The following is a 25,917-nucleotide window of genomic DNA, read 5'->3' as shown; positions in this document are numbered from 1 at the left end:
TGTTAGTTGTTAATACCATTAGCCATTAGCCATTAGCTATTAGCCATTAGCTATTAGCCATTAGCTATTTGTATCAATTTCAACCCTGTGGCGACGACTTCCTCTGGTGGGATATCAAGGCATTCAAGATTGTAGGGACAGGTAAAGGCATAGCACGGACTACATGAAGTGGGACAGCGAAGCAAGCGGGATGTGCCGTTACGAGGCTGCCACTGTGACTCAAGTTCAGTTCCTGCAAACATCACAACTGTGGGTGTAAGCGTCGCATCGGCTATATGCATTGTTGAGGTGTTATTGGTCAGTACTAACTTTGCGTTGGCTATAAGTGCTGCTAGTTGAGATAATGTGGTTTTACCAATTAAGTCAACTGCAAAATTGCTGAGTGTTTCAAGTAATAAGCCACTTTTGGGGCGATCTTTTTCTACACCTGTCACTACCACAGGCATTTGTGTTAGTTCTGCAAGCTGACGTGCAGCGATCGCAAAGCGTTGAGAATCATAATTTCGTGATTGGCAACTTGTCCAAGGATTGAGAAGGAGGTAATTGGGAAATGGGCAATGGGCAATGGGCAACGGGCATTGAGAAATATTATGCTTCCCAGTTCCGAGTCCCCAGTCCCTAGTCCCTAACAAAAGAGATAAAGCTTCTTGTTGCGCTGTTTCTGAAATATGGATACAAAGGCTGCGATCTTGTACTTCAAACCCTGCTTGTTCAATTAATCTTAAGTTTCGTTCTACTTGATGAACCTCATCTGATATGGATGGAACTTCTAGTGTCAGTACACCATTGCCTACTTCCTTGGATTCACCAATTCGTAATGGAATACCAGCTAAATAACATAGAAATCCTGCAGGATGAGGGCTTTGACTAAAACTAGTAAATATAATCGCTGCATCAAATTTGCTGTTTTGCAGCCTTTTCACTAATTCCCACTCTCGCATAGGGTCAAAATCCAATTTGCCCAAATCTTGCCACAAGACTCGCCAAGGTAATACTTCATCTACCCAAGGTAGTAATTCTGCTGCTAGCGCCCCGCCTGGACTTGCCATCAGTGTGAGATGGCATTCTGGCAAATTTTCTTTAATAGCCCGCAATGCTGGGCTTGTCATTATGACATCGCCAATATTGTCCAACCGCATGACTAATATGTTCTGCCACTCTTGAAGTTTTGGTTTTTGAACCGCAGATGAACGCGGATGGACGTTGATATTAAATTTCTCTAATTTGTCTGTAAAGTTTAGGTTTCTCAACTTAGCCCTCCTCTCTTTTCCTCTGTGACCTCAGCGCCTCTGCGGTTCAAACATTTCTTCCACGACTGCTAAAACCTCATCAACAGAAATGCCCTCCATACAACTTTGCCAACCTTTATCCAGAGGACACGCACCACTATACCAACACTTTTGCACTGTAAAATTACTGATATTCCGTTCGGAACACTCCGGATATCCTTGTAAATTGACATGGGGCGACGGCTGACCGTAACGACCGTGCCAAGAAGGACCGAATAAAGTAATAGTTAACACATTTAATGCGGCAGCTATCCGCGCAGGACCAGTGTCAGAAGCAATGACTAAATCACCACAAGCCAAAGTCGCTGCAAAATCTCGTAATTTTCCTCGCGGAAAAATTTGTGCTTCTCCTCCAATGCCTTTAGCGATCGCCAATGCTTGCTGTTCATCAGAACCAACTGGAACCACCATAGTTGCATTCCAACGCTTCTGCAAAATTTGACCTAATGTTATAAAATTTACATCAAACCATCGCTTGATTCCCATTCCCGCATCGGGGCATAAAAAAACTATAGGACGAGAGGCATCAACAAATTGCTCTTGTGCTTTATTGATTTCTTCATGAGTTAAATAAATTTGTGTGGGTTGAACGGCATTTGCACCGATTAAACCTTCTGCTTGTAAAATTTTAACAAAGCGATCGCCCACTTTTTCATCTGGTGGAGGTTGTCGCCACAAATTTGTAACTTTTTGCGATGCGCTACTATTTAAGATAACTTTATCTATATCTTCATAATTAGTGTCAGAAACAATCAAATCGAAAGTTTCACGAGAAAGTAATTCAATAACCGATTGTTTAGCTTTACCACTTTCTGCACAAATAACCCGCTTAATCAGCGGGTCACTTTTTAGTAATTCATTGCCCGGTCGAAAAGTTAAAACTGTTAATTCAGCTTCAGGGTAAGTTAGTGCCAAGGCATGAATTGCACTCAGCGCAATAACAACATCTCCAATACCACCTAGTAACTCGATAAATAGGATTTTTTGCATAAGAATTGTTAGTAGATAGTTGTTAGTGGTTAGTTGTTAGTGGGAACTATTAACAACTAACCACTAACCACTAACTACATATTTATTTGCAGGACAACTGCGATCGATAATAGTCGTAGGTAACTCTTGATGATAAACACCTGAAGGAATAATTCCACAACCACCGTAAAGTTCCATCAACCGCAACTGGACTAAAACATCTTCACCACAGTGTTCTGATGGTAACTGCTGCCAGAACGAATAGCCCCCTATACTGCGAAGTTTTTCAGTATCATACATCACGCAAGCACCAACCCAAGCAACACGATACTTACGCTGTCGGTTTGGAGTTAAACCCAAATCCTTCTGTATATGATAAAGGTTAGCAGCATTATGCAAACGCCAACGTTCCCATTGCGGCGTATCAGGTTTTACAACTTCTGGCTGAACCGAACCATCCCAAAACTCAATTTTTTGCTCGTGAGGGCGGATATCATTAATAAAGCTCAGTCCAATAACAGCACTACCAACAAAGCCGCAGTTCTCTTCTTGTAAAGCGACGAGCATTTTTTCAACCACAAAGGGTTCTAAAATTAAATCGTCATCCAAAAAAAGAGCATAAGTCGCCTTCGCCTGTTCTAGTAAAAACTGTCGCTGTTGTGCAATTCCGCGACGAGGTAAATTTTTATAGACGTCCACCACATGACCGTGAGATTGAAGTACGCGCAATACTGCTTGTACTTCACCACTTTCCACCGGATTGCTATCCTCAGTTTGGTCAGAAATAACAACGCGAAAGTCACGGTAAGTTTGAGCGATCAGACTAGTTAAAGTAACAGCCAAAGCTGTGGGACGACAATAAGTAGGTATCAAAATATCGACAGTCATTGGTCATTTGTCATTTGTCATTGGTCATTGGTTATTTGTCATTTGTCATTAAACCTCTTGCATAAGTAGATCCGCCTTCATCTGCGTGCATCTGCTTTCATCTGCGGTTCCTTTTTTTAAAACTTTTTCCCAAGTCTCACTCAACAGTTCGCGAGCCGCACTTACCACAGACTCTGGAGTCACCAGACTCAAGCAATTCTGATGTCCCTCAGGACAAATGCTTTTATAACAATTTTTACAAGGAACATCATGAAAAAGAACGCGATTCGGAACACTCCAAGGAGTATGCTGGGGATTGGTCAGAGCATACAAATCCACAACTGGTGTACCAACAGCAGCGGCAATGTGAACTGGACCAGTATTATTAGAAATCAGTAAAGGAGTCAGTGACAGCAGAGCTGCTAGTTCGGTTAAGTCAAGACAACCCACTAGAGAAGCTATGTTGCTAACGGATGCCATTGCCATGATGCTTTCAACGAGTTCTTGTTCTGGTTGCGTACCCGTAAAAATGACTGGGATATTGAAGTCGCAAACTAGACTCTTGGCAACAAGAGCAAATTTATCAGGTGCATACCGTCTTGAAGCAGCTGTTGCACCGGGATGAATGACTACCCAAGGATGTTCTGGATCGATACCAAGTTGTTGTAAGATATTACCGACAGTAGCTAAAGCCTTATTTGGGACTCCTAAAGACATTCTCTCGTCGTCTGTATGGCAGTCGATAGTGGCAACTAAGTCGAGTTGACGGCGAACCTCATGACGCAGGAAACGTTCTGGTTCTGGATCTTTTACCCAATCTGTTAAGAGTTGGTATGGGTTCTCATGACAATGTGCCAACCGTAAGGGAATATCTGCTAGATAACATAAAAATGCCGAGGGAAGGGGATTTTGACTGTAAACTGTAAAAATTACCGCACCGTCAAATTGAAGATTTCGCAGGTAGTCTGCCATTTCATATTCGGGACGGCTATTTTGTCGGGGTGCTGTTGCTTTTAGCCATGGTGCATCATAGACAATGACATCATCTATTTCTGGCACAAGTGAAGCAGTTGTTGCACCCGCAGAAGATGTTAGCAGTGTAATCCGGCGATTGGGATGTGATGTTTTGAGAGCACGAATTGCTGGTGTCGTCATTAGTACATCGCCAATGGTGTCGAGTCTAATGCAGAGGATATTTTTAGCAAAGTTCCAGGGAATCATTGGATTTTGGATTTTGGATTTTGGATTTTGGATTTTGGATTTTGGATTTTGGATTGATATCATGTCCGCTTATATACCCTAAATAAAACTCACGCAAAGACGAGGCAGCGCGTTGCGGGGGTTCCCCCCGTTGAAGCGCCTGCCGTCGCAAAGGCGCTAAGAAATGAAGAAATTTTTATTATGGTTATGCTAACGGACATGATGTGAGAAAGCCTTTTGCCTTTACATGATTGGTAGTTTGTAGCAATGCTCTACGCTTGTATATAGTTATATCAATTTGAACAAAAAACGTGACAAATAGTTGACTGCAATTCAGTTTAGACGTAACTTTCTCAATCCAAAATCTAAAACCCAAAATGATACTAGTGGTTTTGAATAATTTTTTTGATGATTTGTGTTGTCGAACGATTTTCTAGGAATGGTAACAGTTTGACAATACCACCAAATTGTTGTATTACAGGTGCTTCTGGTAGTGTTTCTATTGTGTAATCACCGCCTTTAACGTAAATATCAGGTTGCACTAATCGAATTAGGTTGATAGGTGTGTCTTTATCAAACGCAATCAGATGATCGACACAACCCAGTCCACCTAAAACTTGGATACGATCTTCCAATGAGTTGATGGGGCGTTTTTCTCCTTTAATCCGGCGAATGCTATTATCTGAATTGACACCAATGATTAAAATATCCCCTAATGCTTTGGCACGATTGAGGTAGGAAACGTGTCCAGCATGAAGAATGTCGAAGCAGCCATTGGTGAAAACTATTTTGTATCCTGCTTTGCGGTATATAGTAACAAGGGTAATGAGTTGGTTGCTATCTGTTATGTTTTTTGGGGCAATGGGGATTGGGTACTGGCGATTGGGGATTGGAGGGGATAAGGAAGATAGAAACAGCCGGAGTTCTTCTAGGGAACAGGTGGTGGTTCCTTCGTTTCTCACAACTACTGCTGCAGCACTTGCAGCAAAATCTGCAGCCAATGGTGTTGCTGCACTAGCTGCTAGGGCTAAGGTTAAGGCACTCGTATAAGTATCTCCTGCGCCTGTGGTACGGGATTGGGTTGTCGGTTGAGTGTATGTACGGTGCGGTGGGGAATCTCGCTGAAAGATAATTGAACCTTCTGCATCTAGTGTGACAGCAACTATTTTCGCGCCTGTTATATCAAGAAGTTTCTCGCCGTATGGTGCAATTTGTTCTGCACGTAAGATTCTCTCTTGATTTTGGATGGGGGTGCAAGAGGGAATTTTCAGTAATTGTGTTGTCTGTTCGTAGTTTGGTTTGACTGCTGTTACGTTAAGATGTCGGTATGCAGTGAGGTTTTTGGAATCAACAACTAGGATTCGGGGATGCTGCTGTTGCAGTTGTGCGATCGCATCAATGACTTTCGCTGTTAAAATTCCATAACCGTAATCAGAGATAATGACAGCCTGACATTTTGGAAAGATAAGTTGTAGTTTTGCAATCAGTGCTTGTTCTGTATCGCGATCGATAGCTGTTGTCGTTCCTGTATCTATTCTAAGCAGTATTTGTGATGATGCGATCGCTCTTTGCTTGGCAAGTGTTTCTCTAGCTGGATGAGCGATTAAGTCTGTCGTAGAAACACCCTGTTCTGAAAGTGCTCTATTTAACTGTAAACTTTCTGTATCGTCACCAATGACTGATAAAAGTGTCACTTGTCCGCCAAGACGGGCAATATTAACAGCAGTATTGGCTGCACCGCCAGGAACGTACACGCGATTGTTAACAGTAACAACTGGCACTGGAGCTTCCGGGCAAAGACGATCGCTAAATCCTTCCAAATAGCCATCAAGCATGGCTTCACCAATAACAATGACGTGAAGGTTAGCGATTTTATCCAACAACTTTAGCAAGTCAGGCTTCACGAATCACCTCCGCCAGTACTGATTGTCCCCTACATTCAGAATTGCTATCTACAGAAAAGATCGCTCGTGCTGCTTCTGCAAAGTCACTCACAATGAAATCTGGAGTTCGCAAGGGAGACAACTCCCATTCTGTTTCATTTCCATTGTTAATTAATATCGTTTTACAACCCGCACGGTGTCCAGCTTCTACATCATTGAGGATGTCACCAATAAACCAAGATGCGTGTAAATCGATGTTGCGATCGCTTGCTGCACGTAATAATAATCCAGGAGCTGGCTTGCGACAATCACAAGCAATGGCAAACTCTGAAACCACTCCATCCGGGTGATGGGGACAGTAGTAAAAGCCCGATAAATGGATACCAGCCTCACCAAGAAGGTTACGCAAATATTCCTCCACACCCACAAGAGCAGATTCCTGAAAATATCCGCGAGCCACACCCGACTGATTGCTGATGACAATCAACTCATATCCCAACTTTTCGAGAAGCAGTAGCCCCTCAATCGCACCTGTCGCCAGTTTAATATACTTTGGGTCAACATTATAAGGCACATCCTCAATAAGAGTCCCGTCCTTATCCAGAAATACTGTTTTCTTGGGCATGGGGCAAATGGGCATGGGGCATTAACAAAGGACAAATGGCTAATGGCTAATTGCTAATGGCTAATTGCTAATGACAAATGACTATTGACTAATGACAATTATGGCCAAGAACTTTCAGCCATTGGCAGAACCATCATTTCGGGAATGACTGTTCCTTCTGGTGTGGACAGCAAGAACCGAATCGTGGCGGCGACATTCTTGGGATTTTGTAACTTGCTTACATCTATATCCGGGAATCTATCGAGTAAAAAGGGCGTTTCCATTCCACCTGCAACCAAAGCTGTCACCTTAATATTGTAAGGGCGAGCCTCTACGTGCAAAGCATGACTGAAACCTAAAAGCCCCCATTTACTTGCATGGTATGCTGAGGCATTGGGCCAAGCACGCTTTGCTGCAGTGGAAGAAATGTTAATAATGTGACCGCTTTTTTGTTCTTTCATAACTGGCAAAGCGAACTTTGACATAATGAAAGGAGCGCGTAAGTTAACTGCAAGAATCCTATCCCAATCCTTGATGGAAAGTTCTTCTATAGAGACGGTCACATCTGTACCTGCATTGTTAATTAAAGCATCCAAGCGTCCGTACTGAGAAACTATCTTATGAATCGCAGTCTCTACTTGTTCCTCATTCGTCACATCTAGCACTAATGGCTGTGCTTGAAAGCCATTAGACTGAATTTCTCCACTGACTTTATTTGCTAAGTCATCTCGAATATCGGCAACAACAACACTAGCACCTGCTGAAGATAATGTCTGACAGGTGGCTTCTCCAAGTCCGCGTCCGCCTCCTGTCACTAAAACGACTTTTCCTTGTAGTTCTTGCATAGTTTTGACTCCTTTTACCATTTTGGATTTTAGATTTTAGATTTTGGATTGAGAAAGTCATATCTAGACTTGAATTAGAGCAACCATCTGTCACATTCTTTATTCAAACTGGTATTAAATGATTAAAGCTTTGCGATTGATGATTCGTGATTCAGTATTGGGGATTCGGCTTTGAGGATTCACGCTTTCCCCTGTTGCCAGTCCCCTAGTTTCTACTAACTCACATAAAATATGGAGAACAATATGTTGTACTTCTTGGATACGTTGAGTATCAGTTGCTGGTACAACAACTGCTGAATCTGCCATCTCTAATACTTCTCCACCATCACCACCTAAAAGAGCAATTGTATTGATGTGAAGGTGACGGGCAGTTTTGAATGCTTCAATGATATTACGCGATCGCCCACTCGTACTGATACCGAGTAATACATCTCCTGGTTGAGCAAATGCTTCTACCTGTCTGGCAAAAACGTGCTCGTACCCAACATCATTAGCCCACGCCGTTAAAAAAGCTGAATCTGCTGTCAATGCCATTACTGGCAATCCCGACCGTTTTGAACATCGTAATTTACCAACAAACTCCGCAGCAAAATGTTGGGCATCTGCTGCACTTCCTCCATTACCACAAACTAGCACTTTACCGCCCAAAGAAAAGCAAGAAAAGAGAAGTTCTGCGGCTTCTTGAATTGCAGTTTTTAGAGTGTGTCTGGATTTTTCCATCACCGCAATTGCTGCTGTAAAACTTTCATCAATGAGGGAGGCTGAGGAAGAAGGTGGGAGAGAAGAAATAATTGTTTTTTGCTTGTGATGCAAAACTTTTTCGTACAAAGAGGCAATAGAGTTTGTCACTTTTTTCCAAGTGAAGTAGCGAGCGACACGATCTATCCCTTGAAAGCCCATGCGATCGCGTATTTCAGGATTTTTGAGCAGATAGGCAATTTTTTCTGCAATTGTATCTGGATTGTTTGGTGGTACAAGATACCCTGTTTCAGAATCTTTGACTGTAAATTTGATTCCTCCAACGTTAGAACCAATGACAGGAGTTCCGCAAGCCATGGCTTCTAAGGGTGTAATACCAAATGGTTCATACCAAGGTGTTGTAACAAATACATCTGAGGCACAATAATAATATTTAAGTATTTCACGACTGCGACGCCCAACAAATGTCACTTGTGACTCAACACCCTCTTCAAGAGCAACAGCCTGCAACCGATTAATTTCAGGTGTAATACAGGGGTCTGGTTCTTCTGACTCACCTCCTACAATCAACAGTCGTGCGGGGATTTGATACTGCTGCAAAACACGTCCAAAAGCTCGAATGACTGTATCTACTCCTTTACGAGGAACTAGACGCCCTAACTGAAGAATGATATTTTCATTGGGAGATAAGCCTAGCTTTTCACGAGCAGATATCTTATTAACTTGCCAAAACTCAGCTGCATCAAAGCCGCAAGGAATAATAGTTATATTCTCTTTTTTGGCACAGTAAAGTTTTCGCAAGTCCTCCTCATCCTGAGGACACTCAGCAATAATGTGGTCAGCTTCTTTCACAATGCGGTCTTCAATGGTAAAGCGATCGTCAGGAAATTCGTCTGCATCACCTTGCCAAAAACGGCGGACTCTACCAAGTGCATGGAAAGTAACAATAAAAGGAATACCCAAAATTCGCTTAATTTCTGCAGCTACCAATGCTGACATCCAAAAATTAGCATGTATCAAATTATATCGATATTTATTCCCATAAGAGTTATTTTGACAAAAATTCAAAACATATGTTGTAAATTCCTCCATATACGGCAACATATCTTCTTTTCGCACGTATACAGCAGGACCAGCAGGAACATTAATAATCCGAACACCATTCATCCATTCCATAATTTCTGGTAGTTCGTGACTGTCCCGCCTGGTAAAAACATCTACTTTATAACCCAATGCAGCTAAATGTTTAGCTATTTGTCCTACATATACGTTTTGACCACCGCTATCTGCACCTCCAAAAGAACCAAGAGGTGAAGCATGTTCGCTAATTAAGGCAATGGATTTAGTCATTTATTATTTGTCATTTGTCAAGTGTCATTTGTCATTAACCATTAGCTATTAGCTATTAGCCATTAGCCATTAGCCATTAGCCATTTGTCATTTGCTTGGGACTAAGGACGAAGGACAAATGACTAATTTAAAAACTTTATCCCAATCCTGGATAAATCTCTTGATATTAAACCGCTTTTGTGCTGTTTTCCTTGCTCCTAGGCTCAGTTTTTCCGCCTGTGTTTTGTTATTTAAAAGTTGCTTCATTTGAAGAATTAACTTGTCTACATCAGTACTGATGTAACCAGAAACTCCGTTTTCTACAACTGTTGCCATTTCAGTTGTTGCCAACCCAATAATTGGCAATCCCACCATCATTGCTTCGCAGACAGCAAGCCCTAAGCTAGTGTAGCGAATGGGATTGAAAAAGAAGCGGTAACGTGAAGCAAATGCTGGTATTTGATGGTGTGGTATCTCACCTAGTCCACCTAGTTTTTCTGCACCCATACCAACTAAATCCAGAGGAATTTCTTGGCGAACACGTTCAAATACATCAATACCCAAACGACGACCTCGCGATCGCAATCCATTAACAACAACCAATCCTCGTTCTAGCTCACCCGTATAACAGATACCATCTGGTATAGTTACGCCATGTTCAATAACATAAGTAGGAGTTTGACCGCTATCCCACATCAATTGGTTAAAGTGGGTTACATGAACGAGTAAAATATTGGGATCGTTCACAACATGGCGAGTATCTGTTGGTTGTTCCCGTGGGGGATCGTGTTCCAAATAAATTTTTGGGAGTTGTCGTTGGGACTCGGAGAGAATTTCGTACTGGTCTTCAAGATAGTTTTTGCGTGACTGAAACAAAATACAGTCTACCTTAAGATTTTTTATCTCTGAAGCAGGGACATCATGAACATTATCTGGCCAAGGTAAGCCACCAAGACGACCACCATATCCTTCTGGACGTTCGGGCTTGACGGGCAAATAAAATTCATGAGAACTCTGAGTTAGGTAGTACAAATAGCTACCATGGATGTGCCAAGTTAAAATACGCATAAAAAATTATGAATTATGAATTATGAATTATCCTTTATCGATTTAGAAAGAACGCTACCACCAAATTCTTGCGAGCGACCAATACGTATTGGAATTCCTGCCAAATAGCAAATATAAGCTAAAGAATATGGTGACTCTCCTGGCTCTGTACAAATGACAGCAGCATCAAAACTACCCTGGCTAAGTTTAGAAATTAGAGCTAATTCATGTTCGGGATTGACAAACTTTTCACCAATTTCTTCATAAATAAATACCTCATCTACCCAAGATGAATAGGAATTGATTTTGTGTGAAGACCCCATCAAAGTGATATATGAATTGGGTTGCAATTGACGTAACTTTTCTAGTGTCAGAAGAATTTGTGTCTCGTTGCGATCGCTCCCGCTGTGTATGACAAGAATATTCTGCACGTTCTGCCAATTATCTAGTAGCATTTAAAACTCCCTTAGGCAGTAGTTCGTCTACTTGAGCCATGACTTTTTCTAGAGTGGGAGACAAGGTGGACAAGGTAGACAAGGGAGACATGGTAAAAAGTTCCTTTTTATCTACCATGTCTCCCTTGTCTCCCCCCTCTCCCTTGTCTACCACAATACGATGGCGATCGCGATTGAGTGGAGCCCAACGATTTGGCTCTGAGTTGGAGAAAATAACAACGCTCTTGACTTGCAAAGCGGCTGCTAAATGCGAGACACCTGTATCGTTACAAACGAGTAAGACTGCTTGACTTAAAAGGGCTGCCATTGCACCCAAGCTGGTTTGCCCTGCCAAATCAATTGGTTTGGTCTGCATCATTTCTGCAATTGACTGCGTTAAACTAGCTTCTGGGGCTGTACCGGTCAATACAACCTGAAAACCACGAGCAGCAATGGTATCGGCAATAGCTGCAAACAACTCTTTTGACCAACGTCTTTCTGGTACGCTTGCACCCGGATGAACGCAGATATAGTGACCTTTCTTTAGGGCTTGAATAGCCTCTATTTGCTGTAAAGCTAAAAAATCTTCTTGCCATAGAGGAAACTCTAGATTGTCTCCCTGCAATGGAATTCTCAAGTATTCCATTAAACGTAGATGACGCGATACCTCTGGTTGATCTGCAGGGTAAGGCAAAAAATAATTTGGGTCTGGACAGTATTGCCCAGGTTGGTAAAAACCAGCATTGACGCGAGCACCAAGTAAAACACTGAAGGAATTGCTAACAATACCGCTACCGTGCATTTGCAATGCCAAGTCAAAGCATTGTTGCTGGACGTTCGCAAAAAACTGCGGGATTTTGTGAATTGGTGGTGCAACTTCTGGAATTCCAGGGTAACCGGGAAATTCCAAAAAATCATCTAAGTAATGGCTGAACCGCTCTACGAAACTTCGCGCCCATACAAGACCAATTAAGGTAATTTTGGCTTCTGGGAAAGCAAATCTTACTGCTCTCATAGCAGGTACAGCACATAGTAAATCGCCCAAGCCGGGAAGCGATCGCATAATGGCGATTCGAGCAATGGGTAGATGCTTGCTAAGTCGATTTTCTTGTAACACGCATATACCTCCTGGGCGACTAATATAAACATACTCTGCCGCACATCACAGTTCATTAGGCATATGACCAAAGAATTTTTTGCTTTGTACAATTGCAATTGTGCAAATGCACAAAAAGAAAGTACCAAAGAGAGCAAAGGTGATGAATGAGCCAACGTGTGCTCTCGCTTACATAGAAAATCAATTTATTTTTCCTTCTTTGTGGGGATGATTTCTCCTCCAACTTTATCACTATAGCTTAAGTTATTAGCAAGCACCGCTTTTATTCAAGACAATCTTGAGAGTTTTTAAGATCAAACCAAGATCGTAGGTGATAGACCAATGTTGTTGGTAGTTGAGATCCATACGAACAATATCTTCAAAGTCTTTAATACTGGAACGTCCATTAGCGGCTCTTCCGTACTTAGCGTGCTAATTGAATGTAAAAATTTGTGGAAAGCTTTGTGTAACAGTTTCTTACTTAAACAACAGTAAAAATACTATCTGGTGGTTACGATCGCATTGTTACAGATAGTATACTCTGGAGAACACAAGATTATCCACCTAGCTATCCACGCGAAATCAGAGAATTTGCAAAAGACATCTTCAGAATTTCATCCGCTTTTGCTAGATTATCATGGAGTTGATACAACTTCGTTAGACCGAAAAAAGAAAATACTGCGGGTACATCCTTACAATTAACGATGAAAGATAGAGCAAAACCGCTAAACCCAAAGTAGCCCAAGCCCAGCTTTGCTTTTTCCAAGGCAGTTCCCAATATTTTTCCAAGAGATACAGAAACAAGAATGTTCCGCCGATACCTTGCAGTTGGGCAATGTGCCACACTGAACCAATAAATATTGCTGCAACACCAGAAACAATAGTTAATATTTGGAGTCCCACGTAGTGCCATAGATTGTTGTGACCGTGCCACTTCGATGAGAGAATCAATAAACCTATGAAATACACAAACGCACCCATAAACAGTGCGCCAGAGGAGAAAATGTTAAGGTAGGCAATGTCTGTTTGGGTTATTTTCAGTCCTACATAAAACACTAAAAGCAAGAAAGAAGCGGCTGTTGTCCGAGGAATAACTTTTCTTTCTCTAAAGCCAATAAAATAACATAATGGCATGACTAATACCGAGAAGCCCAAGAAAGTCTCTAGAGAAATGACTGATAGGAACGCGATCGTAACACTGTTATAAGCAATTGCTACTGCCGCCCAAATACAGAAGAGAATAAGGGAATATAGAGAGAATCTATCGATTTTGCTTTCCTCGTAAAACTGTTGAAGTGCCTTTCTGTGCAAATATTCACTAAAAGTCAATGCTCCAATTAAGCCCAAACAACCGGGTAGAGCAATAAATTCAGCGATTCCAGAAGCAAACTCTCGACCCCCAACAATCGACGTCAAACAGACAGCATAAATGATAATTTCATAGACTCCAGGAGGAATTGCAAAGAGAATCGGTAGCAAATAAAGTGCAACAAGCCAACCAATTGCGATTACCAGTAAGATGCTAGAAGCGAACCATATAATATTGACAAAGGTGAAAAAGCCCGCGATACGCTGCTTAATGCTTAAAGTTTGAACATCATGCAGCTTGTCATAATTCTTCAACAAAGCCGTTAATTGCTCTGGTGCTACTGGAGAACTAAGCAGAGTTTGTGCATTTGTTAAGTAATATTTTCTTTGCAAGTTAGCTAGATCCACACTCAAGACACCTCGCGATTCTAGGTCATCAACTGTTGTAAGACTATACTTAATGGCAGTTAGCTGTTGAACTTGACTCGAAGTTAAATCGTGAAAGTTGGTTTGAGCACAAGCAGGTAATGGTATTTGAATTGATAATAAAATGATTAAACTGATGAGTATAGTCAGTAACTTACGTCTCATAAGCCACCCCGCTTATCCTAGCCTTTATTGGCTAAAAGGTAGCACAGAAAACACAAGATTTTGTCTCAATACATCCACTCATCTAAGTGTCACACTATTTTATGAATACCACAGGTGCGCGAGCGCAGATCAAAAAAACTCTATTTCGTTTGGTGGTAACACTTCATTTCGATAAGACTCAAAAATTATAGTTGGGTTTCGTTCCTCAACCCAACCTACGTATTTTCGGATTTTTACGCTCAGCCCTTGCAGTATTGACTCCCTTCTCACTATAAGATTCCCGTTCTTCTTTTCCTCTTTCTTCTTGTCCTTTGCGTCTTTGCGGTTCATTGAAATCAGTAATCTTCAGGCAGGAAAGGAGTATTTGAAAAATAGCAAAAACGTTAAGAGAAGAACCTCAGTTGCTAGATGGTTCTGCTTTCTCAACGGAGTCATCGTTCACCCCTAACGTCAACTGTAAAGGAGTGCGTGATGGATATGCTTTGACGACTTCTCTATACACTTGATAGTTAGCAGGCAATGTCCTTTGTTCTCCACCCACTGTATACGTCAATTGGTAGTCAACAGATTTCAACAATTCGATCTGACCTGCTTCTTGTCCCTGCTGTTTTTGTTCCACTTCATCCACTGAAGGTCTTGGCGGTAAAGCAGCCCACCACAGTCCTTTGTCATCAGGACCAGTGACTGCTCCTTCTGGCTTTATACCATTACGATTGAGTAAAGAGGTAGTACCAAAGGTTTCAATACGCGGTGATGTTTCATTAGTTAGGTCGTTGGCATATTTAACTTGCCAGGTATACTTAGTAAGTGCTGTAGCTTCGTACTGAGTGGTGGTTAAGGTGGTGCAACTCGTCAGCGCGATCGCACATGGCACAAGTAACGTTAGAAGCAAAGCTTTCATTAGGGGTTAGGGGTTAGGGGTTAGGGGTTAGGGATTAGGAGCTAGGAATTGAGGATTGGGGATTAAAAGATAGCTACCCACAGACCATAGCTCACAACGAGATAATGAAAATTTCTTACTCCTTACTCCCTACTCCCTACTCCCTACTCCCTAACTAAATGGTAAAGTAACTGTAGTCCTCCAGAATGATGGCACGCTAGAGGCTTGAGTTATGAAAGTTATTCATGGTACATGGATACCTCATGCACAGACTGGCTTTTTGCAGTCAGGTTCCTTTTACTTGTGGGTAGAAACCCCTTTCTTCAAAGAATACCGCACTCAACAGACACTCCACCCCGGACATCTGACTGGAGATGAATTAGAAACATTCTTAATACAAGCGTTGGGCATCCAAGAACCAGCAATTAAACTGCGAGAACGCATATCACCTAAATACTTTGCCCTTCCAACCAACAACTATCGGCCCTTACCATCACCAGAATTAACTAAGTATTTGGAGGAAGAAATCCCTGCTGAATATGATGGCTTTCAATACTGGCAGGTAGATTGCTACGAACTTGTGACAACGACTAAAACTGATAATTTTCAAACGCCGAAAGCCATTAACGCTATTAAAATTATTAACGATATCCACTTTTTAGCACTCTACAATTCTCAAGAAATTCAACTGGGTTCAGACCTTTTATTTTGGTATCACTACACGCAAGCTTTTAAGCAAGTTATTTTGAAAGACCAATATATTCCAGCTTTAAAATACCGAGAGTTAGAAGCTACAGTTTCTAAGAAAAAAGGAAAACAACCAAAAACCAGTAAGCCATCCTTTGAAATTTACCCCACTTGGGAAATTATCTCCGAACAATACGAATCAAATATAAAAAAATACATTGAGTATATGCCGCTTATTTGTGTGGCAGGTTCAATGACATCCAACGATCCAGTTGAGTTTTTTGATAACGAAACACTGTTACGCCACTTTTCTGAGTCCCTACTTGATAACATAGTGACTCACACACCGTTTCCAGCCTCTTTTGACAAACAAATCGCCGATTCTTTGCTTCAAGAGTGTCTCGATCGCAGCAAACATAACCCAATTTCCACTAAGACTTCTCTAGAAGAATATAAGCAATGGCTGGCGTGGAAAACTAAAATTACCCGCACTCAAACTAACTCCCCCTTTAACCTCTGCTTTCAATTGCATTCCCCTTCCCCAGATGCTTTGGATAATTGGTTTCTTCAGTTTCTCGTAGCTAGCAAACAAGACCCCTCTTTAAAATTGGCACTTTTTGACTATTGGACAATGAGTCAAAAAACTAAAGCTGGAGTACACAAGCAATTCGGTCAAGATTTTGAAACCAATTTGCTACTTAATCTGGGATATGCTGCACGGATGTATCCTCAGTTGTGGCAGGGAATGGAAACCGAACATCCCACAGGAGTGCAACTGACATTAGAAGAAGCCTTTAAGTTTCTTAAGGAAACTGCTTGGGTATTGCAAGATACAGGGTTTAAAGTGATTGTACCAGCCTGGTATACTCCTGTAGGTCGCCGTCGCGCTAAGATTCGTCTCAAGGCGTCTGCTTCCAAGCAAAGTGCAGGAAAAACCAAAACAAAAGGCTATTTTAGTCTCGACTCACTCGTACAGTATCAGTACGAGCTAGCTATTGGTGACCAAGTTGTTACATCACAAGAGTGGGAACAACTGATTAACGCCAAAGCACCTCTCGTGCATTTTCGCGGTCAGTGGATGGAACTAGACCGAGATAAAATGCAGGAGTTACTTGAATTCTGGGAGTCGCAGACAAAAGAACAACAAGAAATGTCTGTGTTGGAATTTCTGCAACGCAGTGCGGAAGCTGGGGATGAGTGGGAAGTTGAGCACGATGAATTTTTATCAGAAATGATGGCTAAGTTGCAAGACAAAAGCCAGCTTGAAGCAATTTCCGATCCTATGTCCTTACAAGGTAACCTGCGAGAATATCAAAAACGTGGTGTGTCTTGGCTGAGTTACTTGGAACGTTTGGGACTTAACGGTTGTCTGGCGGACGATATGGGTTTGGGTAAGTCCCTGCAAGTTATTGCTAGAGTTGTGCAAGAAAGGGAAGAAGAAGAGAAAGAGGAAGGAAACTTCTCTCCCTCCCTCACTCTCTCACTCCCTCACTCCTTATCACCCACCCTCATCATCGCCCCCACTTCTGTTGTAGGCAATTGGCAAAAGGAAATTGCTAAGTTTGCACCTCATCTAAAAACCATGGTGCATCACGGTAGCAGTCGCTTTCAGAATTCTGCTGACTTTAAAGCAGCAAGTCAAGAACATGATGTCGTGATTACTTCCTTTACCCTGGCTCGTAAAGATGAGAAGCTTTTAGGTAGCCTGCAGTGGCAACGGGTTGTGTTGGATGAGGCACAAAATATTAAGAACCCTAAAGCTGCCCAAACGAAAGCGATTTTGAAACTATCGGCAAAACACCGTCTTGCTTTAACGGGGACTCCTGTAGAAAATCGTTTGTTGGATTTGTGGTCAATTTTTAACTTTCTCAATCCTGGCTACTTGGAGAAAGAAGCACAGTTTCGGAAGTCGTTTGAAATTCCCATTCAGAAGAATAACGACAAGGTAAAATCTTAAAAAGCTAGTTGAACCTTTAATTCTGCGTCGGGTGAAGACGGATCGCTCTATTATTAATGATTTACCTGATAAGGTAGAACAAAAGTTATACACGAATTTGACAAAAGAACAGGCTTCACTGTATGAAGTTGTCATTCGAGATGTTGAGGAAAAACTACAAGAAGCGGAGGGGATTCAACGGAAGGGATTAATTCTCTCAACTCTTATGAAATTAAAGCAGGTTTGCAACCATCCGGCACAATTTTTGCAGGATAGTAGTGAGTATTCTGTTGAGCGATCGCATAAATTCAGTCGTTTGGCAGAAATGGTGGAAGAAGCAGTTTCAGCAGGAGAAAGTTTACTCATTTTTAGTCAGTTTACCGAAATTTGTGAAGCGATAGAAAAATATATAAAACACTCTCTGCACTGCAACACTTACTACCTGCATGGTGGTACTAGCCGTCAGAAGAGAGAAAGTATGATTAGTGAATTTCAAGACCCAGAAACAGAACCATCTGCGTTTGTACTTTCCTTAAAAGCAGGTGGTGTCGGTATCACTTTGACGAAAGCAAACCACGTTTTCCACTTTGACCGATGGTGGAATCCAGCCGTTGAAGACCAAGCAACTGACCGTGCTTTTCGTATCGGTCAAAATAAAAATGTTTTTGTCCATAAGTTTGTGGCAATTGGGACTTTGGAAGAGAAAATCGACCAAATGATTGAAGATAAGAAAAAACTTTCTGCTAGCGTGGTTGGTTCAGATGAGTCCTGGTTAACGGAATTGGATAACGAAGCATTTAAGCAACTCATTGCCTTGAATAAAAGCGCAGTTTTGGAGTGATATTATGACTAAATTTACTCGAACTTGGTGGGGCGATCGCTTTATTAAAGCATTGGAATCTTTTACAGATGAACGCAGGCTTCAACGAGGGCGTGCTTATGCAAGTGGAGGTAAAGTTTTAAGTTTTGATATTGACAAAAATCATATTAATGCCCAAGTGAGAGGCTCTGTCAATCCTTACTTTGGTGTCTATAAAGAGCCTACATACAATATTTCTATTGAAATTACACCTATTGCAAAAACACGCTGGAAAGAAGCAATTAACAAACTTTCATCCAAAGCAAGTATTGTTTCCCGGCTCTTAATAAACGAAGTTCCAGAAAACATAGAGGATACTTTCTCTGACTTTGGATTGCATTTATTACCTCACAGCCGACAAGATTTTCAAACAAAATGTTCTTGTCCGGACTATGCCAATCCCTGCAAACATATTGCTGGAGTTTACTATCTAGTTGCTTCTCAACTAGACCACAATCCATTTCTTTTATTTGAATTGCGGGGGTTATCAAAGACAGAACTTCAAACCCAATTAGCTCAAACACCGCTAGGTAAAGCCCTGTCTCAAGAGCTTAACATTGAAGAAATTCCTGTTGAAGCTTCTACTTCATTCTATACAAAACTCCAAAAGAAATTAGTTGTCACACAACCAAGTCCTAGAGAGTTTTGGTTGGGGACAAAGCGATTACCCCAAACAATTGATGTTCCAACTACGGGAGGTGTATCGGCAATCTTAATTAAAAAACAAGGAGATTTCCTACCTTTCTGGCAAAAGGATAACTCCTTTATTGCAGCTATGGAGGAATTATATCAGAGAGTGAAGACAAAAAATCAAAATTTGATGTAAACCTCATTCATCTTGAGAACTGGAGTTTTTTCTGAAAAGCAAGTACAGGTTGGAAAACTGAAACTTCGTTTAAATCTTCCTTATTGCTGTAAGTTTAAAGTGTTTGAGGAATATGCATGGAGGGGGAAGAATTCAGTACCAAAATGCGAAATCACCCAATTAGCACCCGTTACTAGACACCATGAGTACGCCTAATTCTTTTCATTGCCATTTCTAAACTTAATTTCATTCGTCTGAAAGCTTTGACAAGATTCCCAATTTCATCATTAGAAACCTCCTCGAAGTCAACGTCTAAATGTCCTGTACTCACTTCTTCGGCGATACGAGTTATGCGCTTAAGAGGAAGAATAACTTGTCGATTCAAAAAGATATTGACTAAAAGGATAACCGCTATAAAAATCGCAAAGACAATTCCTACTATTAATAAAGAGGATTGATGAGCTTTTTCGATGACTTTACTTGCAGGTAGAGACACAAATTGAGCTGCTACAATTTCATTTAAGTGCCAACTTTCACGGATGCCTTGCCAGATAGCGTTAGCTCGCATAATTTGAGTAGACCTATATTTTGAAAAACAGCTAATATTATTTTTTCTTTTTCAGCGATCGCATCGTATATTTGCCTGTATTCCCCTTCGGTTACAGCAACCTTAGTTTAAGAGCAATCTCCTTTCTACTTGTAACGCTACATAATTGAGGTATTGTAAAACTAACACTACTCGTGTTGCAACAACAGAAGAGTTCTATCGTTAGAATCTGTACTTATTTAAACCAAACAGGAGAGAAAAGTTATGAGCACCACCTACACTGGGGGCTGTCAATGTGGGCAGATTCGTTATGAAATTCGTGCCGAACCTTTAACACTCTACTTATGCCACTGCACGGAATGCCAAAAACAATCATCCAGTGCTTTTGGTATGTCTCTTACCGTACCGCGAGATGCTGTTGTTGTGCAAGGACATCCGAAAACCTGGACTCGTTTAGCTGATAGCGGACGTGAGGTCAAGTGCCTGTTTTGTGACAATTGTGGAACGCGATTGTTTCACGAGAGAAGTTACAATCAACAGACAATTAATGTCAAAGCCGGAACATTAGACGATACGAGTTGGTTGCGTCCTGTGGGTAACCTCTGGACTCGCAGTGCTCAACCTTGGGTAATAATTCCCGACTCTATGCTGAATTATGACGGCCAACCCTCCGAAATACACCCGTTATGGGAAAAATGGTCACAACAGCAAAGTGCAATCGCACACTCGCACACAACTTTCGAGTAGTCCCATGAAAAAATCTGCCATAATTGAAATTAAAAGGAAAAGTATTTGACATTTGTTGTCAAGGGAAAAACAGCAGTTCATATTATATTTTTCCAAAGACTTGTCCAAACAAGTAAGAGTTCTTGCCGACTTTACAATTCGTTTTAGGGGAATGTGGGATATATTATTGATGTTACGTTGGGCTAATTTGAGGTGAACGCCTGATATATATGTTAGCCAATGCTCGTGAAGGAGCGAATTTAAAATGAGTCAATCTGTTAGTGAAGACTACCAAATCAGGAAAATACTCAGCATCGCCGACAAAAATGGCTTCATTTTGGACGCAGACAACTTAAATATTAACAAATCCGGAATGGACTTCATCACTACCTTTGCTACTGCCCTAGAGGATAATACCAAATGGGTATTGCGTTTTCCCAGAAGACTTGATGTTCTTGAGCGCATGTATTATGAAAGAGAAGTTCTTGAACTGGTTAAAAGCCAAGTCGATGTGAGCGTTCCCATCTGGAAAATTGTTTCGGATGAACTAGTTGCCTATCCGCTATTAAAGGGAATTCCTGCTGGAACCATCGATCCAGATATCGGCGATTATGTATGGTACATTAATCCGAAGTCCGCACCTGTTGTATACATTTCTTCTGTGGCAAAAACACTGGCGCAACTCCATAGAACACGCATTGAGGTAGTGAAACAATTCAGTATCCGAGTTCAAACAGTCGATCAAGTGCGGCAATCTATGGCAGAGAATATGGAGAAGACTAGAGAACTGCTTGGTGTTTCTGATACACGCTGGGCACGTTGGCAGGACTGGATTGCCAATGATGCCTTGTGGCCTCAGCATTCGGCTTTGATTCACGGAGACTTTCACCCCGGTCATACGCTCGTGGACAAAGACGGAAATTTGATGGGACTAATCGATTGGACAGAAGCCGCAGTCAGCGATCCTGCGAAGGATTTCGTCTGTTTCTATGCCACTTTCGGTGAGCAAGTTCTCCAAGATGTGCTTGAGCATTACCAAACTGCTGGTGGGATCGTATGGTCTTATATGAAAGAACACATCATAGAACTCTGGAATGCTAATCCCGTAGAATACGCCTTATTCGCCTTGCTAACTGGAATGTTGAACATATAGCTGGGGCTCGAGCCTCTTTAGCTTGGAGTGGATGATATTGGTTCAATACTGTACGTTCGCTTATTTTGAGATCCAAAGGGGAATTAAAGCCTTAATGTAAAAGGAAAAAGAGGATTTTTACGTGAACCATTATTTTTGTGTAAAATTTGTGACCATTCAAAAAGGCTAAGAGAGGCGGTTATTTAAGCCGTAGGCATAGGATAAATCATAAAATGACCAAAAGCTCCTATGGGACTAAAAATGCCTGAATCCATTTCACAGCCTGAATTACAACCCCTGTAAGGCTTAATTAAATCTTGCGGTTAAAAATGAGCGAACGTACAGTCAATACCCAACTCAGAAAATCTGTGAAGAAATGGCGGCTTTATAAAGGCTGTCAATCGGGACAAACGCACCTTAAACTGGCAGAATTAAGATTGACGTTTAAGTAAGAATGTGGAATGAATAATTTGAACTGTTTGAAAATTGAGAAATGGCTCGGCTGCACCGTAATTAAATCACCACTATGTATCGAATTTTAATATTTGGCAATTCCGGTTCTGGAAAAAGTACTCTTGCAAACAAGCTTGCTAAAGACTTAAGGATTCCAATTCTCGATCTCGATACTATCGTTTGGGAACCCAACCAAATTGCGATACGCCGTCCTCAAGAAGATTCAGTGAAGGATCTACTGGACTTCATAGAAAATAATTTTTCTTGGGTAATTGAAGGCTGCTACAGTACGCTAATCAAAGCTGCTATCGAATTCTCAACTGAAATCTATTTTCTGAATCCTGGCGTTAGTAAGTGTCTTGAAAATAACCGCAATCGTTCTTGGGAGCCGCACAAATTCAAATCGTCCGAGGAACAGGCACAAACATTCGAGTTTCTCCAGAATTGGATTCAACAATATTCATCCCGAGATGATGAATTCGGTTATTCATCCCATCGCTCAATCTTTAATCAATATAATGGCAGAAAACATGAAATTATCGCCTAAACCAATCACAGAAAATTAGCTGCGGTGAAGAAAATATTGTCAAGGAAGATTTAAATCATGAAGAACTAAGCCGGGAAGATGTAGGGAATGAGGTAAACAACGTATTTAAAATGACTTGTCTATACGCAGTCCTTTTTCGCGATCGCCCCTAAAATTTTCCCAAGCGTCAAATAAGCACTCTTATGAAAAACAAGTCATTGGTTGCCGCAATTGCTTGCCTGATAAGGTTTTCAAAAGTTTTGAATAGCTTTCGGTTGCCCGGTTACAGTACCGATACAGATCTTTACATAACGGATGTAGAATGGATTTTTCACCATGGTCTACAGCTTGCGTTTATATCCACTTGTTGTACACACACTGCCCAAAATCCAAATGTGCCCATATATGCCTAGCACCACCTTCTACAACACCTTGTGCAACTAACTCATCATAGATTTGACGGCAATGGAGATCTGCTGCTTCTTGCTCCATTTCTGACAATGTTCTTCCTTCGCTATAAAAGGGGTGCTCGTAATATTGCCAGTTTGCTTGTACATAAGGTCTAATTTTCAGTTGTGGAGTTTGGGATTCTGGAATCCCTTCTAAGTCTACTAAATTACAGCCGTGCTCAAAGCACTGCTTGTATGTTCTTCCTGCACCTAATGCATCATAAAATCCAGTAGCAAATTTAATGGCTGCTGTATCTCCAATTGCTTCATTCATTCCGATAACATAGTTAATATACTGATGTATTTCTTCTGCTTGAACTTCTGAATAGCAAGCGTTCAGTAAAACACACTCAACTGTTTTCTGAAAAAACTTAAATAACCCTGCCAAAGACTCCGTACTGACCAACTTTGCTTGTCCGAAACTGTTTTCCAAGACCAACCCACCGCTCCCAGAACCATGACCGCAGAAGTGAACAATATTGGGTTTGTAATCTAATAGCGCATGACGCAAGTCATCCACTCGGACTGCCCCCTCAATTTCAATTTCAAATTCCGAACGATTTTGAGAGCGTTTGATTGCCTTTTGAATCTCTCGCACCTCTTGTTCTAATCGCAAGCTAGTTGTATCTTGTGGGTTAGCCGATAATATTAAGATTTTTCTTCTACTCATCTGTGTCTCCAACTATGTCTCTACCTATTATTCCCGTTTATTCCAAAACCTTATCCTAGGATGTCGGTTGTTGTACGGGTATAAAGAGATGCTCGCCATTTATGGATTGATTTTTCCTTGCGGTCCTTGGACTCTACCACGTAAAATACAACACCTACTACTGCACTGACTACGGCTATAATCAAACCTAACTTTTCAGCAATCTTAAAGATATCTGCTTCCTCAAAAAGATTGGCTGTCTTGTTCGATGTAACGTCTTTCTACTACCAAGAATGCTGGCTCAACAGCATCAACTAAATAACTTGACAGTTAAGCGAAAGCTTATCTATACGTAGCTTGACATTGTTAAATTTTAATAGGTTTACTTCAAACACTCTGTTACTACATCCAAGATACGGAACTGTTAGCAATGAAATACGTCGGAGCAACTATACAGGTAAGACTTCGATAAACGTCATCAATGAAAACTTTAATATCTAGTGTGATTTTCTTGGGATTAACTAGCCTTTTCTTGGCTAGCGAGCGCACTGCTGCTAATGATAATACGCCATACATTAAGAACAATCATTCTCATCTTGCACAAAATATTGCTGCTGAGAGATTTAATGTTGTTGGTACGGAACCATTTTGGAATGTAAGTGTTAGCAAAAGTGGGATTGTTTACTCTTCTCCAGAAGTTAAGAAACAAACCTTTCCTTACGTAGCGCCCTTAAAAGCAGAAGGGCGTCCTGAGGATTTTGTCAGGGTATATCAGCTAAAGGGGAAAGGAAACAATACTCTCATTCTTAAAAAAGCAGATAAATGTAGCGATGGTATGTCTGATAAAGAATACCCCTATTCAGCAACGCTTATTTTAGGTACTAAAGTTCTTGAAGGTTGCGCTGAAAGGAAATAAGTTTTTAGACTTTTTCTAATTTATTGCACTGTGGTCGATCGCATTTATTTTAATTTCTTAACTTTTTTTACATTTTGTTGGTTTTTGTTCGACCACTTCTTTATAAATGAAAAATATTGCCGTACAAGCTTTTGAAAGAAGTTTCTGACGCTTCAGAAACATAATAAAGTGTAAGTGTAGGGTGCTACATGAAAAAAATCTGAAAAAATAATGAGAAAAGTCTCATGATATATAAAAAATCTTTTGATATCATAAAAAGCTGTACATATCACTTTTAATATTTGTGTCTTTACCAACTTTAACAAAGTGAATTAAGAGATTTATCGGACAAAGAGTTTACACAATCAAAACGATTTTTGCTTATTAGGGTGTTTCATAAGAACCGATGTCTATTCCTTCTACAAGGATGTAATGAGTAAATACGGTGAAGATTTTATGAAATGCAGTCAATTAAACGTCATGAAGGTTCTGGGACAAGCTGTAGGAATATTAGGGATAGGGAGTTTAGGGGTTTTAGCGGTGACTGTTGGACAAATATTTTTCATTGCAGGAATCACTGGAAAAATCGCTATTAACACGAACAAAACGCTAAAGTCCGAAGCATCTTTATTTAGAAAAGCTATTGGAGTTGGCGGAATTTCAATAGGAGTGGGAATAATTTTACTTGGGACTTCTCGAAAAACTCGTCAGGAAAAGGCAGAGTCAGAAATCCAAACTCCAGTTGTTACTGCTGTAATTGCTTCAAAAACTCCAATAGCTTGTGAAGGGTGTAAGCACTATCATGGAATTATTTATAATGGCGTACCCTTTTTTTGTGCCATGCATCCTTATGGATATGAAAACAATGAATGCCCAGATTGGGAAGAAAAAAGCTAATTACATATAAATAGCACGCACTGTATTGAGGAGCGTACAACACTTCTAAGCTTGTTCTTGGCTTGCTTGTTGACTTGTTCGTGGCTAGCTCTTTATCTAATTTAAGAATAACACACTGAAGCAAGCTGAGTCATACCAATTCCTGAAATCTTTGAGACAAATGCGAGGCGTTTAACTAAAATTTGCTTTCATCGGAAAAGCATATGTCATGCCGCAAGTATGTCTTTATGGAGAGTAAGAGGGTCACACAAATACAATTATATCCCTCTTGTAGCAGTTACAAGACAGAAGCAAAATGGCTTTAATAAGTATTAT

General features: G+C 40.9%; 22 protein-coding genes and 3 pseudogenes. 8 read left to right on the top strand and 17 right to left on the bottom strand.

All coding sequences use genetic code 11. The features are described 5' to 3' along the window. Positions 1 to 53: 53 nt before the first annotated feature. The 15 genes and pseudogenes from F7734_RS13365 to F7734_RS13295 all read right to left on the bottom strand — a co-directional run bounded on the left by F7734_RS13365 (position 54) and on the right by F7734_RS13295 (position 15,062). Entirely contained in the window at positions 54 to 1,250 is a 1,197-nt protein-coding gene (locus F7734_RS13365; RefSeq protein ID WP_243146860.1) for a glycosyltransferase family 9 protein, read from the bottom strand. Between the two features lie 30 nt (positions 1,251 to 1,280). After that, on the bottom strand, positions 1,281 to 2,279 hold the full coding sequence (locus F7734_RS13360; protein WP_155745183.1) for a glycosyltransferase family 9 protein: 999 nt from the start codon (positions 2,277 to 2,279) through the stop codon (positions 1,281 to 1,283). Between the two features lie 63 nt (positions 2,280 to 2,342). Beyond that, entirely contained in the window at positions 2,343 to 3,146 is an 804-nt protein-coding gene (locus F7734_RS13355) for a glycosyltransferase family A protein (protein ID WP_155745182.1), read from the bottom strand. Between the two features lie 48 nt (positions 3,147 to 3,194). Next, positions 3,195 to 4,346 (bottom strand): lipopolysaccharide heptosyltransferase II, encoded by a 1,152-nt coding sequence (gene waaF / locus F7734_RS13350; RefSeq protein ID WP_155745181.1) that lies wholly within the window; start codon positions 4,344 to 4,346, stop codon positions 3,195 to 3,197. 362 nt (positions 4,347 to 4,708) lie between these two features. After that, positions 4,709 to 6,229 carry a D-glycero-beta-D-manno-heptose 1-phosphate adenylyltransferase gene (gene rfaE2, locus F7734_RS13345; protein WP_166481886.1) on the bottom strand — a complete coding sequence of 507 codons (1,521 nt, stop codon included), beginning with the start codon at positions 6,227 to 6,229 and terminating at the stop codon, positions 4,709 to 4,711. After that, a complete protein-coding gene (locus tag F7734_RS13340; RefSeq protein ID WP_155745180.1) occupies positions 6,219 to 6,833 on the bottom strand; it encodes an HAD family hydrolase in 615 nt (204 codons plus the stop codon). The genes rfaE2 and F7734_RS13340 overlap by 11 nt, the downstream gene beginning before the upstream one ends. Positions 6,834 to 6,931: 98 nt before the next feature. Continuing rightward, the gene (locus F7734_RS13335) at positions 6,932 to 7,657 is read right to left on the bottom strand and encodes an SDR family oxidoreductase (RefSeq protein WP_155745179.1); all 726 of its coding nucleotides are present in this window, start codon (positions 7,655 to 7,657) and stop codon (positions 6,932 to 6,934) included. A gap of 114 nt (positions 7,658 to 7,771) precedes the next feature. Continuing rightward, positions 7,772 to 9,706: a glycosyltransferase gene (locus F7734_RS13330; protein WP_155745178.1), complete on the bottom strand. Its 1,935-nt coding sequence runs from the start codon at positions 9,704 to 9,706 to the stop codon at positions 7,772 to 7,774. A gap of 87 nt (positions 9,707 to 9,793) precedes the next feature. After that, entirely contained in the window at positions 9,794 to 10,753 is a 960-nt protein-coding gene (locus tag F7734_RS13325) for a glycosyltransferase (RefSeq protein WP_155745177.1), read from the bottom strand. Positions 10,754 to 10,773: 20 nt separating this feature from the next. Further along, on the bottom strand, positions 10,774 to 11,187 hold the full coding sequence (locus F7734_RS13320) for a hypothetical protein (protein ID WP_155745176.1): 414 nt from the start codon (positions 11,185 to 11,187) through the stop codon (positions 10,774 to 10,776). Further along, entirely contained in the window at positions 11,174 to 12,283 is a 1,110-nt protein-coding gene (locus tag F7734_RS13315) for a glycosyltransferase family 9 protein (RefSeq protein WP_166481885.1), read from the bottom strand. Before F7734_RS13315 ends, F7734_RS13320 begins: the two co-directional genes overlap by 14 nt. A 246-nt stretch (positions 12,284 to 12,529) precedes the next feature. Then, positions 12,530 to 12,673 (bottom strand): annotated as a pseudogene (locus F7734_RS13310) (sugar transferase); the annotation flags it as partial. Between the two features lie 246 nt (positions 12,674 to 12,919). Then, complete coding sequence (locus F7734_RS13305; RefSeq protein ID WP_155745175.1) at positions 12,920 to 14,161, bottom strand: hypothetical protein; 1,242 nt, start codon at positions 14,159 to 14,161, stop codon at positions 12,920 to 12,922. A 129-nt stretch (positions 14,162 to 14,290) separates the two neighbouring features. Next, positions 14,291 to 14,491, bottom strand: coding sequence for a hypothetical protein (locus F7734_RS13300; protein WP_155745174.1), 201 nt, complete (start codon positions 14,489 to 14,491; stop codon positions 14,291 to 14,293). A 67-nt stretch (positions 14,492 to 14,558) separates the two neighbouring features. Continuing rightward, a complete protein-coding gene (locus F7734_RS13295; RefSeq protein WP_155745173.1) occupies positions 14,559 to 15,062 on the bottom strand; it encodes a hypothetical protein in 504 nt (167 codons plus the stop codon). A 211-nt stretch (positions 15,063 to 15,273) separates the two neighbouring features. Between F7734_RS13295 and F7734_RS13290 the strand changes: the two are divergent. Then, positions 15,274 to 18,505: pseudogene (locus F7734_RS13290) on the top strand (DEAD/DEAH box helicase). Positions 18,506 to 18,509: 4 nt separating this feature from the next. After that, positions 18,510 to 19,349, top strand: coding sequence for an SWIM zinc finger family protein (locus tag F7734_RS13285; protein ID WP_155745172.1), 840 nt, complete (start codon positions 18,510 to 18,512; stop codon positions 19,347 to 19,349). A gap of 172 nt (positions 19,350 to 19,521) precedes the next feature. On the opposite strand, the pseudogene F7734_RS13280 reads toward F7734_RS13285, so the two are convergent. Further along, positions 19,522 to 19,860: pseudogene (locus F7734_RS13280) on the bottom strand (HAMP domain-containing protein); the annotation flags it as partial. A gap of 279 nt (positions 19,861 to 20,139) precedes the next feature. Here F7734_RS13280 and F7734_RS13275 point away from each other — a divergent pair. The 4 genes from F7734_RS13275 to F7734_RS13265 all read left to right on the top strand — a co-directional run bounded on the left by F7734_RS13275 (position 20,140) and on the right by F7734_RS13265 (position 22,733). Further along, positions 20,140 to 20,622 carry a GFA family protein gene (locus F7734_RS13275; protein ID WP_155745171.1) on the top strand — a complete coding sequence of 161 codons (483 nt, stop codon included), beginning with the start codon at positions 20,140 to 20,142 and terminating at the stop codon, positions 20,620 to 20,622. Between the two features lie 244 nt (positions 20,623 to 20,866). Continuing rightward, positions 20,867 to 21,754 (top strand): macrolide 2'-phosphotransferase, encoded by an 888-nt coding sequence (locus tag F7734_RS13270; RefSeq protein ID WP_207714092.1) that lies wholly within the window; start codon positions 20,867 to 20,869, stop codon positions 21,752 to 21,754. 308 nt (positions 21,755 to 22,062) lie between these two features. Beyond that, a complete protein-coding gene (locus F7734_RS65245; protein WP_279239708.1) occupies positions 22,063 to 22,185 on the top strand; it encodes a hypothetical protein in 123 nt (40 codons plus the stop codon). Positions 22,186 to 22,259: 74 nt separating this feature from the next. Then, a complete protein-coding gene (locus tag F7734_RS13265) occupies positions 22,260 to 22,733 on the top strand; it encodes an AAA family ATPase (protein ID WP_155745170.1) in 474 nt (157 codons plus the stop codon). A 333-nt stretch (positions 22,734 to 23,066) separates the two neighbouring features. Here F7734_RS13265 and F7734_RS13260 read toward each other — a convergent pair whose 3' ends face one another. Continuing rightward, positions 23,067 to 23,831: a CHAT domain-containing protein gene (locus tag F7734_RS13260; RefSeq protein ID WP_155745169.1), complete on the bottom strand. Its 765-nt coding sequence runs from the start codon at positions 23,829 to 23,831 to the stop codon at positions 23,067 to 23,069. 460 nt (positions 23,832 to 24,291) lie between these two features. Between F7734_RS13260 and F7734_RS13255 the strand changes: the two genes are divergently transcribed. Beyond that, positions 24,292 to 24,726 carry a hypothetical protein gene (locus F7734_RS13255; RefSeq protein ID WP_155745168.1) on the top strand — a complete coding sequence of 145 codons (435 nt, stop codon included), beginning with the start codon at positions 24,292 to 24,294 and terminating at the stop codon, positions 24,724 to 24,726. 411 nt (positions 24,727 to 25,137) lie between these two features. Further along, complete coding sequence (locus F7734_RS13250; RefSeq protein WP_243146859.1) at positions 25,138 to 25,602, top strand: hypothetical protein; 465 nt, start codon at positions 25,138 to 25,140, stop codon at positions 25,600 to 25,602. Positions 25,603 to 25,917 lie beyond the last annotated feature (315 nt).

This window comes from Scytonema sp. UIC 10036 (assembly GCF_009725235.1).
Note: the sequence above shows the minus strand (reverse complement) of the source record. Positions and strands in the feature narration are given on the sequence as shown.

Coding starts and splice junctions, on each gene's coding strand:
- F7734_RS13360 (WP_155745183.1), bottom strand. CDS start 2,279: ATGCAAAAAATCCTATTTATCGAGTTACTAGGTGGTATTGGAGATGTT.
- F7734_RS13355 (WP_155745182.1), bottom strand. CDS start 3,146: ATGACTGTCGATATTTTGATACCTACTTATTGTCGTCCCACAGCTTTG.
- waaF (WP_155745181.1), bottom strand. CDS start 4,346: ATGATTCCCTGGAACTTTGCTAAAAATATCCTCTGCATTAGACTCGAC.
- F7734_RS13340 (WP_155745180.1), bottom strand. CDS start 6,833: ATGCCCAAGAAAACAGTATTTCTGGATAAGGACGGGACTCTTATTGAG.
- F7734_RS13335 (WP_155745179.1), bottom strand. CDS start 7,657: ATGCAAGAACTACAAGGAAAAGTCGTTTTAGTGACAGGAGGCGGACGC.
- F7734_RS13330 (WP_155745178.1), bottom strand. CDS start 9,706: ATGACTAAATCCATTGCCTTAATTAGCGAACATGCTTCACCTCTTGGT.
- F7734_RS13325 (WP_155745177.1), bottom strand. CDS start 10,753: ATGCGTATTTTAACTTGGCACATCCATGGTAGCTATTTGTACTACCTA.
- F7734_RS13320 (WP_155745176.1), bottom strand. CDS start 11,187: ATGCTACTAGATAATTGGCAGAACGTGCAGAATATTCTTGTCATACAC.
- F7734_RS13305 (WP_155745175.1), bottom strand. CDS start 14,161: ATGAGACGTAAGTTACTGACTATACTCATCAGTTTAATCATTTTATTA.
- F7734_RS13300 (WP_155745174.1), bottom strand. CDS start 14,491: ATGAACCGCAAAGACGCAAAGGACAAGAAGAAAGAGGAAAAGAAGAAC.
- F7734_RS13295 (WP_155745173.1), bottom strand. CDS start 15,062: ATGAAAGCTTTGCTTCTAACGTTACTTGTGCCATGTGCGATCGCGCTG.
- F7734_RS13285 (WP_155745172.1), top strand. CDS start 18,510: ATGACTAAATTTACTCGAACTTGGTGGGGCGATCGCTTTATTAAAGCA.
- F7734_RS13275 (WP_155745171.1), top strand. CDS start 20,140: ATGAGCACCACCTACACTGGGGGCTGTCAATGTGGGCAGATTCGTTAT.
- F7734_RS13270 (WP_207714092.1), top strand. CDS start 20,867: ATGAGTCAATCTGTTAGTGAAGACTACCAAATCAGGAAAATACTCAGC.
- F7734_RS65245 (WP_279239708.1), top strand. CDS start 22,063: ATGAGCGAACGTACAGTCAATACCCAACTCAGAAAATCTGTGAAGAAA.
- F7734_RS13265 (WP_155745170.1), top strand. CDS start 22,260: ATGTATCGAATTTTAATATTTGGCAATTCCGGTTCTGGAAAAAGTACT.
- F7734_RS13260 (WP_155745169.1), bottom strand. CDS start 23,831: ATGAGTAGAAGAAAAATCTTAATATTATCGGCTAACCCACAAGATACA.
- F7734_RS13255 (WP_155745168.1), top strand. CDS start 24,292: ATGAAAACTTTAATATCTAGTGTGATTTTCTTGGGATTAACTAGCCTT.
- F7734_RS13250 (WP_243146859.1), top strand. CDS start 25,138: ATGAGTAAATACGGTGAAGATTTTATGAAATGCAGTCAATTAAACGTC.